The organism is Flavobacteriales bacterium (assembly GCA_016713875.1).
In the GTDB taxonomy this organism is placed as follows: domain Bacteria; phylum Bacteroidota; class Bacteroidia; order Flavobacteriales_F; family PHOS-HE28; genus PHOS-HE28.
The window spans coordinates 1,889,029-1,901,253 of the sequence record JADJOI010000003.1 but is presented as its reverse complement, the minus strand read 5'-3'; the positions used below and the strand labels follow the sequence as shown (position 1 = coordinate 1,901,253).

The 12,225-nt window shown below is 67.9% G+C and carries 11 protein-coding genes; 4 read left to right on the top strand and 7 right to left on the bottom strand.

Annotated features, from left to right (window positions below; translation table 11 throughout):
• The first annotated feature begins 38 nt into the window (after nucleotides 1–38).
• Entirely contained in the window at nucleotides 39–611 is a 573-nt protein-coding gene (locus IPJ87_09740; protein ID MBK7942134.1) for a DinB family protein, read from the top strand.
• Here the strand turns inward: IPJ87_09740 and IPJ87_09735 are convergent.
• From IPJ87_09735 to IPJ87_09715, 5 genes are all read right to left on the bottom strand, one after another.
• The gene (locus IPJ87_09735) at nucleotides 608–2,950 is read right to left on the bottom strand and encodes a CotH kinase family protein (protein ID MBK7942133.1); all 2,343 of its coding nucleotides are present in this window, start codon (nucleotides 2,948–2,950) and stop codon (nucleotides 608–610) included. The two genes, IPJ87_09740 and IPJ87_09735, sit on opposite strands and share 4 nt — an antisense overlap.
• A 126-nt stretch (nucleotides 2,951–3,076) precedes the next feature.
• Nucleotides 3,077–3,844 (bottom strand): formyl transferase, encoded by a 768-nt coding sequence (locus IPJ87_09730; protein ID MBK7942132.1) that lies wholly within the window; start codon nucleotides 3,842–3,844, stop codon nucleotides 3,077–3,079.
• Nucleotides 3,834–4,823, bottom strand: a complete 990-nt coding sequence (locus tag IPJ87_09725) for a polysaccharide deacetylase family protein (protein ID MBK7942131.1) — start codon at nucleotides 4,821–4,823, stop codon at nucleotides 3,834–3,836. The genes IPJ87_09730 and IPJ87_09725 overlap by 11 nt, the downstream gene beginning before the upstream one ends.
• 17 nt (nucleotides 4,824–4,840) lie before the next feature.
• Nucleotides 4,841–6,496 carry an amidohydrolase gene (locus tag IPJ87_09720; protein ID MBK7942130.1) on the bottom strand — a complete coding sequence of 552 codons (1,656 nt, stop codon included), beginning with the start codon at nucleotides 6,494–6,496 and terminating at the stop codon, nucleotides 4,841–4,843.
• Entirely contained in the window at nucleotides 6,493–7,806 is a 1,314-nt protein-coding gene (locus tag IPJ87_09715) for a hypothetical protein (protein ID MBK7942129.1), read from the bottom strand. Before IPJ87_09715 ends, IPJ87_09720 begins: the two co-directional genes overlap by 4 nt.
• A gap of 89 nt (nucleotides 7,807–7,895) precedes the next feature.
• On the opposite strand from IPJ87_09715, the gene purL reads away from it, so the two are divergent.
• Both purL and tpx read left to right on the top strand, forming a co-directional pair.
• Nucleotides 7,896–10,151: a phosphoribosylformylglycinamidine synthase subunit PurL gene (purL, locus tag IPJ87_09710; GenBank protein ID MBK7942128.1), complete on the top strand. Its 2,256-nt coding sequence runs from the start codon at nucleotides 7,896–7,898 to the stop codon at nucleotides 10,149–10,151.
• A 73-nt stretch (nucleotides 10,152–10,224) separates the two neighbouring features.
• Nucleotides 10,225–10,710, top strand: a complete 486-nt coding sequence (gene tpx, locus IPJ87_09705; GenBank protein MBK7942127.1) for a thiol peroxidase — start codon at nucleotides 10,225–10,227, stop codon at nucleotides 10,708–10,710.
• On the opposite strand, the gene IPJ87_09700 is transcribed toward tpx, so the two are convergent.
• Together IPJ87_09700 and IPJ87_09695 are read right to left on the bottom strand one after the other, a co-directional pair.
• Entirely contained in the window at nucleotides 10,707–11,111 is a 405-nt protein-coding gene (locus IPJ87_09700) for a hypothetical protein (GenBank protein MBK7942126.1), read from the bottom strand. The genes tpx and IPJ87_09700 overlap by 4 nt on opposite strands.
• Nucleotides 11,090–11,467, bottom strand: a complete 378-nt coding sequence (locus IPJ87_09695; GenBank protein MBK7942125.1) for a sigma-70 family RNA polymerase sigma factor — start codon at nucleotides 11,465–11,467, stop codon at nucleotides 11,090–11,092. The genes IPJ87_09700 and IPJ87_09695 overlap by 22 nt, the downstream gene beginning before the upstream one ends.
• A 367-nt stretch (nucleotides 11,468–11,834) precedes the next feature.
• On the opposite strand from IPJ87_09695, the gene IPJ87_09690 reads away from it, so the two are divergent.
• On the top strand, nucleotides 11,835–12,194 hold the full coding sequence (locus tag IPJ87_09690; GenBank protein ID MBK7942124.1) for a hypothetical protein: 360 nt from the start codon (nucleotides 11,835–11,837) through the stop codon (nucleotides 12,192–12,194).
• Nucleotides 12,195–12,225: the final 31 nt, after the last annotated feature.

Sequence of the window (12,225 nt, the reverse complement as noted above, 5' to 3'; positions counted from 1 at the left end):
AAGCGCCGGCCCGTGCATCGGGCGGGAGCTTTGACCCGATGGACGCCCTGAACACCCTCGCCCTCATCGACCACCTGCAGGAACGCCTCCGCGATCAGCTCGCGCAGCTTGAGACCCTGCGAACCCTGCCACTGACCACGCTCACCCGCCGCCCCGACCCCAAGCGGTGGAGCGCGCTGGAGGTGGTGGAGCACATGAACCTCAGCAGCAGCGTCTACCACCGCCGCCTCGATGCCTGCTATGCCCAAGCGCACAATGGCCTGCGCTTCGCGCCCAGCTTCACGCCGGGTCGCTGGGGCCAGCTGGCCACCACGGCCATGCAGCCCGGAGCCGACGGCCGCATCGGCTGGCGCATGCGCACCCTATTCGCCTTCGAGCCGCGGACGGCCCGCACCCAAGGGCTTACGGCGATCGATCGCTGTGCCGACATGCGCCATGGCCTGCACGGGCTGCTCGAACGCGCCCGCACCCGGGGGATCGAGGGAGAGCGCATCACCAGCACCCTGGGCCCCATCCTGCGCTTCAAGGTCGGCGACGCCTTCCGCTTCCCCATCGCGCACCAGGACCGGCATTTCCTGCAGATCCGGCGCACACTGGAGGCCCTCGGCTAACGCAGCACCATCACCCGCAGCGCCACACCGGTGGTGGAGCGCAGGAGGTATTGGCCGTTCTCCCTGAAGCGGAGATCAAGGTCGGCCGTGCCGCTCACCTGGCCGCTCCATAGGAGACGTCCGGTGGCATCGAGCAGCTCCAGGTCGGTCGGCGCGGCGCAGCGTACGGTCAAGGCGCCGGCGGTCGGGTTGGGGTAGGCCTCGAACGCCGTGCCCGCAGCGGTTCCATGCACGGAGGAAGCCAGGTCGTTGTTGGCGGCGAAGGTGGGCGCCTGCTCCACGAAGGGACCGCTTCCGTTCGGCACCCGCGCATAGCCCATGTCCGTGGCGATCGCACCGAACACCACATGGTCCACCACCGCGCTGTCCGCGTTCACCAGCCACAGCTCCTCGCCGCCGGCGCTGAGCTTGAAGTTGGTGTGGCCGTCGCCCTGCACCTGGTCCTCGTCCGCCCAGAAGGTGAGGTAGCCCCCGGCCGGCACGATGGAGCCTGGCGGGATCGTCCACTTGAAGAGGTCGGCGCCGTCATCCGTGAGGAACCCGCCGCTGAGGTCGATGTCCGCCGCGCTGCCGTTGAACAGCTCGATCCAGTCCTCGTACTCTCCGGCGTTGTCCGCCACCGTGCTCGCATTGCTGCTCATCAGTTCGTTGATCACCACGGGCATCACCGCCGTTTGAGCCTGCACGGTGTAGGTGTACACATCATGCTCGGCACCGGGCGGTGCGTACACCACGGTGCGGGCGGGGTTGTTGGCCACGGCCTCCACGTAGTAGCGCAGCACGGTGTTGGGCGCGTAGGGCGGGAGGGTGGCGGCGTATACGCCATCGCCGGCCGCGCCGTCGTCATGCAGGCCGTCGTCGAACATCGCCATCCGCGTGAAGGTGCCGTCGATGCCCGTGCCGTGGTAGAGCCGCACGGCAAAGATCCCATTGCCGCTGGTGACCGTCGCCCGCACCACGGGGCTTTCGGTGGGCAGTGGCGCCTGCCAGGCCGTGCCCGCCACCACGTGCTCCACGGAGGGGATCGCCGGTGCGGGTTGCGCCACCTCACTGTTCGCCATCAACGTGTTGCGCCGGCTGGTGATGTAGCTCTTCAAGGCGTTCACCTCGGTGAGGAAGTTGGCGTAGGTGTACAGCTTCTTGGGGTCGGCCTGCACTTCCGCATCGATCAGCGACACGTAGCCGTCCACCAAGGCGTTGAAGGGAGCGCTCTGCATCTTCTCCCCGATGAGCGTGCGCAGGTGGGCCAGATAACGCTGCCGCCACTCGGGCACGGCGAGCAGCCGGTTCAGCAGCGGATAGTTCGCGTCGGTCTCGTGGTAGAAGGGGCTCCAGTTGACCGCATTGTTCTTCATCACGCTGTTGCCATCGAACTCGTGCGGCACCATGCGACCCGTGAGGGGCTCCCAGTAGAGGTAGTAATCCATCTTGCCCTTGTGCACGTAACTGTCGTCGTCGCTGAACGCGATCTCCGAGGCCAGGAACCACAGCGTGCGGTCGAGGTCCAGGTACTTCGGCAGGCTGTCGAACAACTGTGCCTGCGGAAGCCCGTCCACCTTCTGACAGGTCAGCACCAAGGCCTCCCACGGATCGCTCGTGAGGTCCGTGCCCTTCAGTGTGTAGTACACCTGGTAATCGGCCGTGTCGGGCCCCAGGTCGTTCAAGGCGGCCGTGCCATCGCCCCATTGACCACCACCACCACCGCCCATCTGTCCATCGGGCCGGTCGGCCCGCCAGCGATGCCCGTCGTTGCTCCGGAACCACTCGCTGATGAAGTCCTTGTTGAGCTGCTGCACGTTCGGGTATAGCCCCCAGCTGGCCCCGTTGATGTTGAGGTGCACATAGTTGGCCTTCGCTGCGGGCACGTGGTCGCGGATCAGGTCCAGGAACACCACCTCGCGCAGGAACGACGCGTCCTGGAAGGCGTTGTTCAGGTTCAGCGTCTGGTAGCCCATCAGGTCCTGGCCCGCGTCGACGTGGTCCAGCGTCACGTTGAAGGACATCTTCTGAGCACCCGGCGGCAGCATCATGTAGCTGGTCTGCCCCTTGAAGCGCACGCCCACGCTGTCATACACCGTACCGTCCACCGACAGCGTGGCCGCGATGTCCGTCTGTCCCTGGTAGTTCTGCTGTAGCTGCTGCCAATAGTTGGGCTGCGTGAATTGGAGGTCCAGGGTGCGGATGGCCGCCTTCTCGTACAGACCGGTGCTCGGAAGGCCGCCCAGCAGCAACTGATGCCCGTCCGGGCTGTAGTACTGCTCCATCGGCAGGTTCTGTGCGAGGCTGACCATGATCAGCAGAGGCGTGGCGAGGAGCAGGGTGGTGGGCCGGTGGAGCATGTGTGGGGATGTGCGCACGGCGTTCGGATGACCGTAACGTGCCATTGACGCCGAGTTAACACCAGGGTTTGATCGGCGAGCGATCACTTCGACAGGTCCGGCATCCCGATCGATGAACAAGCGCGTTCACCGCACGCCGATCCGACGCCGATGCCGCAGGTACTCCCAGAGCGTGGGGTGGTACCAGCGCGCGCTGTCCGGCGTGCCCGGCACCACCAGCAGCCTGCCGTCCAGGGCTTCGCGCACGGCCCGCACAATCAGCGGGCAGCCTGCGGCGATCTGCAGGACCGGGTAGGTGCTGAAGTCGTCCTCCGGACCGGGATCGATCAGGGCCTGGTGGAGCACCCCGCCGGTATCGATCCCTTCATCCACCAGGTGCACCGTGACGCCGCAATGCGCGCGATCGTTGTTCACCAGGGCCCAATACGCGCCGTGTACGCCCCGGTAGCGCGGGGTGATGCCCACGTGCGTATTCAGCACGGGCGCTCCGATGGCGCTCAGCGTGCCGCGTTTCAGGATGCGCGTGCCGTTGATCACCACCACGCGCGGGGCCAGGCGCTTGAGCAGGGCGTGGCAGTCCGGGCCGTTCACGGTGGGCACGTGGTGCGTCACCGTCGTCGGGATGGGCGCCTGGGAGGTGCCGGTGGACCGAAGGATGGCCTGTACGCGATGCCAGGAACGTCGCGCCAGCCTGCGCGCCACCAGCAGCTGGAAGAGCACCTGGCCCAGCACGCGCCAAAGGCCCAGGCGGCGCACCCGCGAGCGCAGCAGCTGCACCGGTGGAGGAGGGTCCTCCAGCACCACCTGCACGTCGTGGTGCGCGGCGAGGGCGTGGTAGAGCATGGCGGTGGCCCCGCTCGCCCGTGCCAACAGCACCACCCGTTCAGCCGCCATGGCGTTCGCGCGCTTCCTGCGCCACCTCGGCCATGGTGAGGCTGCGCAGGCCGGTGGTCCGGTGGAGGTGCGTGTAGTGGTCCAGGATCCGTTCCAGGAAGGCCATGTTGCGCTCCAGGTCGGCGCCGAAGTTGTGCGGATGCCACCAGAGGTGGAACAGTTCGCCGCGCTGCGCCGCGTGGTCCATGGCGTTGGTGATGCGCCGCAGCTTCAACCCGTCCAGCGGGGCATAGCGCGCTGACCACGGCCGCAGGAAGCGGCTCGAGGGCACATCCACCGGAAGGCCTTCCTGCACCGCCGGCCACGCGTGGGTGTTCGGTCCGCTCAAGGGCAACCAGGTGTCCAGCAGCCGCAAGGCCCTGCGGAAGCGCGATTCGTCCTCGCGGTTGCGCGCCTGGTAGAGCCAGCTGCGCTCGTTGCCCCGGTAGGCCGTGATGCCGTGGGCGTGGCACAGGCCCAGGTAGCGCGCGTTGTACTGGTTGCGGGGGAAGACGAAGCTCTTGAGCGTGATCCCGTACGCGGCGGCCGCGCGTTGTGCGGCTTCCAGGTCGGCGGCGAACTCGACCTCGGTCTGGCCCTGCTCCAGGCAGTAGTAATGGCTGAAGGTGTGGCAGGCGACCTCGTGCGCCGGATGCCGCTGGATGAGGCGCACCAGCGAGGCGCCGTAGTGGTAGGGGTCGTGCTCCTCGGCCGGGCCGATGCCGTCGATGTGGCCGTGATAGGGTGAGAGGGCCGTGTTGGCGTAGCCGGGCCGCCGATCGGGCAATGCCGCCAGCAGGCCGGCCTTGTCGCGGAAGAAGAGCAGCCCCACCGTGGCGATGGTGGCCTTCACCCCGTGCGCATCGAAGACGTCGAGCATCCGCGGCAGTGCCTGCCGCACGCCCAGGATCCGCGGACCGTACGCCTCCAGGGTACGCCGGTCGCGCATGCCCCAGTACAGCTCGAAGTCGAGCGAGAGCACGAAGGCGCCGGTGGTCATCGCTGCCGAAGGTACCGTCAATGCAGGCGCTCGCCGTTCACGAAGGTGGCCACGACGCGCGCCTTGCGCAGGCCTTCCGCATCGGCCTTCGCCAGGTCGCGGTCCACCACGGTGAGGTCCGCCCGCTTGCCGGGCTCCAGGCTGCCCAGCTCCTCCTCCGTGAAGGTCGCCAGCGCGTTCCAGATGGTGATGCCGCGCAGGGCGTCCATCGGCTTCAGGGCGTTCCCCGGCAGGTACCCGCCCTCCGGCCAGCCATCAGCGGCCTGGCGCAGCACCGCACTGCGGTAGGTCTGCAGCGGATCGATGCCTTCCACCGGGAAGTCGGTGCCCAGGGCCGCCACGCCCATGGTGCGGCGCAGGTCCTCGTAGGCATAGGCATGCGCGATGCGGTCCGGCCCCAGCCGCTGCTCCGCCCAGGGTCCGTCACTGGTGGCGTGGGTGGGTTGTACGCTCGGCACGATGCTGTACCGCGCGAAGAGCGGCCGGTCCTGCGGCGACACCACCTGCGCATGCTCGATCCGCCAGCGCCGGTCGTTGGTGCCCCCGAGCACTTCGCCATAGACCTCCAGCAGCAGCCTGTTGGCGCTGTCGCCGATGCAGTGCGTGTTCATCTGGAAGTCGTGGGCCTTGCACCACGCCGCCACCTCCGCGAAGTGCTCGCGCGTGGCCAGTTGCAGTCCATGGTGTCCGGGATGGTCGTGGTACGGGGCCTTCAGCAGCGCACCGCGCGAGCCGAGGGCCCCGTCCGCGTAAACCTTCACGCTGTTCACCTTCAGCCGCTCGTCGTCGATGCGTCCGTGCCGTGCGAAGTGGTCCAGGTGGCCCGGGGCATCGGACACCATGGCGTACACCCTGATCTTCAGCACGCCCTCGCCCTGCAGGCGGCGGATGAGGGCGATGGTGTTGGTGTCCAGCCCCGCGTCCACCACCATCGTGAGCCCCGCGGCCAAGCAGTCGGCCTGCGCGTCCAGCAGGGCCTGTCGCTTGGTGGCCTCGTCCGCGTCATCGAAGATCTTCTGGAACACGTTCACCGCGTTGTCCACCAGGAGGCCCGTGGGCCGGCCGTCGCGCTTCATCATCAGGCCGCCTTCCACCTCGGCCTCCACGTCGAGCCCCACGGCCCGCATGGCGGCGGTGTTCACCACGGCCGCATGACCGTCCACCCGCTGCAGCAGCACGGGCCGGTCGGGGAAGAGCGAGTCCAGCGCGGTGTTGTCCGGCCAACCGGCCTGCGGCCAATCGTTCTGGTCCCAGCCCCGCCCCAGCAGCCAGCCCTGCCCGGGGTGCGTGCGCGCGAAGGCGGCGGTGCGCTCCAACACCTCCGACCAGCTCCGGGACCCGGTGAGGTCCACCTTCTGCTTGTTGAGGCCGTAGCCCAGGAAGTGGCAGTGGCCATCGATGAAGCCGGGGTACACCGAGCGGCCCGCTGCATCGTAGCGCTCCTTGGCGTCGTACCGGTTCAGGATCTCGCGTTCGGGACCCAGCTCCAGGATGCGTCCATCCTTCACGGCCATGGCCTGGTGCACCGTGCCTGCCTCGTCCATGCTGTGGATCACCGCGTTGTGCACCACCAGGTCCGCGTCCACATGCTGGTAACAGCCGGTGAGCGGGAGCAGGGGAAGCAGAAGGGCCGCACGCGAGGCTGCGGCGATGCGATGCACGATGGTCTTCATGGGGCGCGGAGCAGGCGGACCACGAAGGTCGGCAGCCGCCGGGCATCCACCAGCAGCAGGGCGAGCAGGCCCACGAAGGGGAGCAGGGGCACGCGATAACGCACCAGGGCGCCCACCACGGGCACCGTCCAGCCGATCACCAGGGCGAGCAGCAGCACGAAGGAGCAGGTGAAGAGCAGGGCGGCCTGGTCCACCTGCTGCCAGGGCTTGCGCCACCACAGCGCCAGCAGGGGCAGCAGCAGCACGACCGCGTTCTCCAGCGCACCCGCCAGGCCCACGGCGCCGCGGTCGGCCGCCTCGAACGGCGACAGGAAGGTCATATACAGCGCGTGCGGGGCGTTGCGCACGAAGCCCCACACGCCTTCGCCGAGCAGCGGCATCTCCACCAGGCTGCCGCTGCCCACGCCCATCGCCATGCCGATGAAGTCCTTCTGTTTCACGCGGAAGAGCTCCAGCACATCGTAGCCCGGGAACAAGGTGCCGGAGACCATCACGAGGATCAACGCGCCCAGGTGGGTGGCGATGGCGTAGCGCAGGATGCCGCCGCCCCGCCAGCGCTGCAGCAGCAGGGCCAGCACACCCGGCACCAGGCAGAACAGCACATAGAACTTCACCACCAGCATCACGGCCAGTCCGATCAGAGCGGCCAGGACCACCGGGCCGCGCGATCGCCCGGAGGGGTGCAGCACACCCAGCAGGAAAAGGCCGAGCCCCAACATCAGCAGGCTCTCCTTCAACGGTGCGCTCGGCCAGAACAGCACGCTGGGCCACAGGAACACCGCTCCCGCCAGGCCGCGCTCCAGGCTTTGGGCCCAGGGGTCCAGGGCGCGGTGCAGGGCCACCAGGCCCACCATGCTGAACGCGCAGGCGAACACCGTGTGCACCGCGTAATGGCCCGCACTGAGGATCCGCAGCACCGCGTTCAGCCGGATCATCGTGTGCGAATCGTTGTACACGTTGTTCTCGTACTGCCGCACCCAGTTGTTCATCACCAGGTAGTACCGCTCGGTGAAGTAGGGCGAATCGTTGCCCACGCCCGTCAGCATCCGCACGAAGTCCAGCGGCCGCTCCCACAGCGCCGCGTGCATCACCGCACTGTCGTCGAAGTACTTGAAGATGTCGGCCGTGTGGCGATCGGGATAGACGTGCGTGTACACCGCCCACAGGGCCGCGCCGGCCAAGAGCTTCATCCCGAACAAGGCTACAAGCCCGTGCCCGCTGATGCCCGGCACCCTGCGGAACAGCGCCATCCGGCGGGCGGCGAAGAGCAGCAGCGCGGTGTATGCCGTGGCGAGCAGCAGACCTGACATGGGCGGCACAAGGTAGACGCGGGCAGGGCGCTGGGGGATGTCCGCGGGACGGGTCGCTGAGTGCCGGCCGTTACCTTTGGCCTCCGCTCATGGCCACCACCACGCTCGACCCCGATACCGCCCCGGCCGGGGTGGAGACCGCCCGCAAGCTCGGGCTGCTGCCCGAGGAGTATGACCGGATCCAGGGGATCCTGGGCCGTACGCCCAACTTCACCGAACTGAGCGTCTACAGCGCCATGTGGAGCGAGCACTGCTCCTACAAGAACTCCATCCGCCTGCTGAAGACCCTGCCGCGCACCGGGCCCAAGCTGCTGGCCGAGGCCGGCCAGGAGAACGCCGGCCTGGTCGACATCGGCGATGGCTGGGCCTGTGCGTTCAAGATCGAGAGCCACAACCACCCCAGCGCCATCGAGCCCTACCAAGGGGCGGCCACCGGCGTGGGCGGCATCAACCGCGACATCTTCACCATGGGGGCCCGCCCCATCGCGCAGCTCAACAGCCTGCGCTTCGGCGACATCACCGCCGAGGCCCGCAGCCGCTGGCACATGCGCGGCGTGGTGAAGGGCATCGGCGACTACGGCAATGCCTTCGGCGTGCCCGTGCTCGGGGGCGAGGTGTACTTCGATCCCTGCTACACCGGCAACCCGCTGGTGAACGCCATGAGCGTGGGCATCGTGCGCACGGATCGCGTCATCAGCGCCACCAGCCACGGTGCCGGCAATCCCGTGTTCATCGTGGGCAGCGCCACCGGCAAGGACGGCATCCATGGCGCCAGCTTCGCCAGCAAGGACATCACCGACACCAGCATGGACGACCTGCCCGCCGTGCAGGTGGGCGACCCCTTCATGGAGAAGCTGCTGCTGGAGGCCTCGCTCGAGCTTGCGCAGACCGATGCCATCATCGGCATGCAGGACATGGGCGCCGCCGGCATCACCTGCAGCACCAGCGAGATGAGCGCCAAGGGCGGGGCGGGCATGGACATCCACCTGGACCGCGTGCCCACCCGGCAGGCCGGCATGCACGCCTGGGAGATCCTGCTCAGCGAGAGCCAGGAGCGCATGCTCGTGGTGGTGAAGAAGGGCCGCGAGGCCGAGGTGAAGGCCATCTTCGACAAGTGGGACCTCAACTGCGTGGCCATCGGAACGGTGACCGATGGCGGCATGCTGCGCTACTTCATGCACGACCGCTTGGTGGCCGAGGTGCCTGCGGACAGCCTCGTGCTGGGCGGTGGCGCCCCGGTCTATGAACGGGCCGTGAAGGAACCGGCCTACTTCGCCGAGAACCAGCGCTTCCGCGCGGTGGACGTCCCCGAGCCGGATGATCTGCGCGCCGTGGCCTACGACCTCCTCGCCAGCCCCAACATCGCCAGCAAGCGGTGGGTGTACGAGCAGTACGACAGCATGGTGCGCACCAACAACATGAGCACCAACGCGCCCAGCGATGCGGGGCTCGTGCTCCTGCGCGACACCGGCAAGGCCCTCGCCGTCACCGTGGACTGCAACGGCCGCTACGTGCATGCCGACCCCCGCAAGGGCACCATGATCGCCGTGTGCGAGGCCGCCCGCAACATCGCCTGCAGCGGCGGCGATCCCTGCGGGGTCACCAACTGCCTGAACTTCGGCAACCCGTACGACCCCGAGGTGTACTGGCAGTTCAGCGAGGCCATCGCCGGCATGGGTGAGGCCTGCCGCGCCCTGGGCACCCCGGTCACCGGAGGCAACGTCAGCTTCTACAACCAGACCGTCAGCGCCGATTCCACCGTGCCGGTCTTCCCCACGCCCACCATCGGCATGGTCGGCGTGCTCAACGACGCCATCAAACGCATGGGGCTGGGCTTCCGCAGCAAGGGCGAGCTCATCTACCTGCTGGGCCGCTCCACGGACGACATCGCTTGCAGCGAGTACCTCGTCCGCCATCACGGCATCCGCCGGTCGCCCGCGCCCTACTTCGACCTGGAGGAGGAGGGCCGCCTGCACACCATGTTGCTCATGCTCATCCGCTCCAGCGTCATCACCGCGGCCCACGACGTCAGCGATGGCGGCCTCTGGACCACCCTCGTGGAAATGGGCCTGGTGAACGGGCTGGGGTTCGACATCGTCACCGACAGCGAGGTGCGCCCGGACGCGTTCCTCTTCGGCGAAGGCCAGGGGCGCGTGGCCGTGGCCGTGAACGAGGAGCAGGAGAACGCCTTCCTGGACATGATGCGCGCCAGCCGTGTGCCCTTCATCCTCCTAGGGCACGTGACCAAGGGCAAACTGGTGGTGGACGACGAGCCGTTCGGCCTCATCGAGGATGCCCGGAAGCTGTACGAGAACGCCATTCCCAAGGCGATGAACGAACAATAGCGGACCGGCGGTGTTCCGCCACGGCCCGTTCGCCCGTTGCGCGACCGGCCTTCCGCATCAACCCGACGAACCCATGCCCCAACCCCGCACCCTCTCCGCCCTTCCCGGCGTCGGCCAGACCGCCCCGGCCCTCCGATATGTGAAGCAGGACCGCAGCAACCATGATCTGGCCGCTTTGCGCGGTGAGGTCGTGGTGCTGTTCTCCCTGCCCAGCCTCGACACCAGCGTCTGCGCCACCGAGACCCGCACCTTCAACCAGAAGGTGGCCGGCCTGGGCGCGCACGTGCTGGTGATCAGCATGGACCTGCCCTTCGCCATGAAGCGCTTCTGCGAGACCGAGGGCATCACCAACGTGCACACCGGAAGCGATTTCCGCTACCGCGACATGGCCACGGGCTGGGGCGCCGCCATCGCTGAAGGCCCCATGGAAGGCCTGCACTGCCGTGCGGTCTGGGTCATCGACCGCCAGGGCGTCATCCGCCATGTCGAGCTGACCCCGGAGCTCGGGGCCGAACCGGATTATGAGGCGGTGATCGCCGCGGCGCGCCAGCTCCTTTAAGCGGTGCGGGGGGCCGGCCGTGGTCGGCTGAGGATGGCGTCCAGCAACACGAGCAGGGCGCCACAGGTCAGGGCCATCAGCGTCCATGGCGCAGTGAGTGCGGACAGGACCGTGTCCCATCCGAGCATCGGAAGGATCGGCACTGTGGTGGACGGCATGTCCGGGGCGGAGATCATCGACGTCCAGCCCCACAGCACAAGAAGCATCACCGCTGCGCTCACCCAGGCGGTCCGGCTCAACAGCGGCTTGTCCATCACGGCCGTTCCCGAGGCGCTGGCCTTCAGCCGCATCAGCACCCGGTCCTCCAGGTCATCCGGCGCGGCCATGGGCCCGGCGGTGTGGAACAAGGCGCGCAGGCGCCCGTCCACGGCGTCGTCCGTCAGTCGTTGATCAGCGTCCATGCTTCCGCTTTCCAAGGCCCTTCCACCAGGTCGAGCATGCGTTTGCGCGCCCGGTGGAGCTTCACCTTCACGTTGGACACCGACAGGCCCGTGATGGTTACGATCTCCTCGACGCTGCGGTCCTGCAGGTAGTAGAAGGTCATCAGTGCCGCATCCTCCGCGGGCATGCGGGCCAGGGCCGCGTCCACCATCATCCGCAGGTCCTGCACATGGCCCGCACCGGGGGTCGTGTCCGCCAGCGCCTGCTCCGGTGTGGCCTCCAGGTCGACCGCGCCCGGCCGACGAGCCCGCAGCGCGGACAAGGCCGTGCGATAGGCGATGCTGTAAAGCCAGGTGCTGAACCGCGCGCCCCTGATAGGCGCCCAGGTTCCGGAAGGCCTTCACGAAGCTGTCCTGGGCGGCCTCCTCGGCCTCCTCCCGGTTCCGCAGCACGCGCATGCACACCGTGTACACCATGTGCTTGTAGGACCGCATCAGCCGGGCATACGCCTGCTGGTCACCCTGGCGGGCGGCGGCGATGAGCTCCTCCTCGTGCATGTGGCCGGTCATGGATGGGACGGGGCTTCGGTCGTTGCGGTTACGAAGGTGCCGGTCCTTTGTCATGTAGAATGAAGGCTACACATGAACGGCGGTTGGCCGGGATGGGCGTCCCGGGGCGTGGACCATCGATCGTAACCGACCCCGGGATGGCCGGCGTCACACCAGCACGATCACACATTCACCATGGGTACGCCAGCAGCAGAGGTCCTCATCCCGGTCACGCTCTTCGCGATGGTCTTCGGGATCGTCTACGTTTCGGTCACCGCGAGGCATCGCCAGCGCATGGCCATGATCGACAAGGGCATGGACCCCGGGAACCTGATGGACCGGGAAGTGCCGATGCGCGGCCTGCGCAACGGGCTCTTTCTCCTGGGCATCGGACTGGGCCTGCTCTGCGGACATTTCATGGAGCGTGCGATGTACGGAGCGCTGCCCGAGGAACAGGGCAACAACCCGCTGCCGTACTTCATCTGCGTCCTGGTCTTCGGCGGCGCGGCCCTCATCGCGCACCACCTCATCGCCCGGCGCAAGCAACAGGGGTAGCGAAGCCCGCCGGAACGTCCGGAGCGGTGCC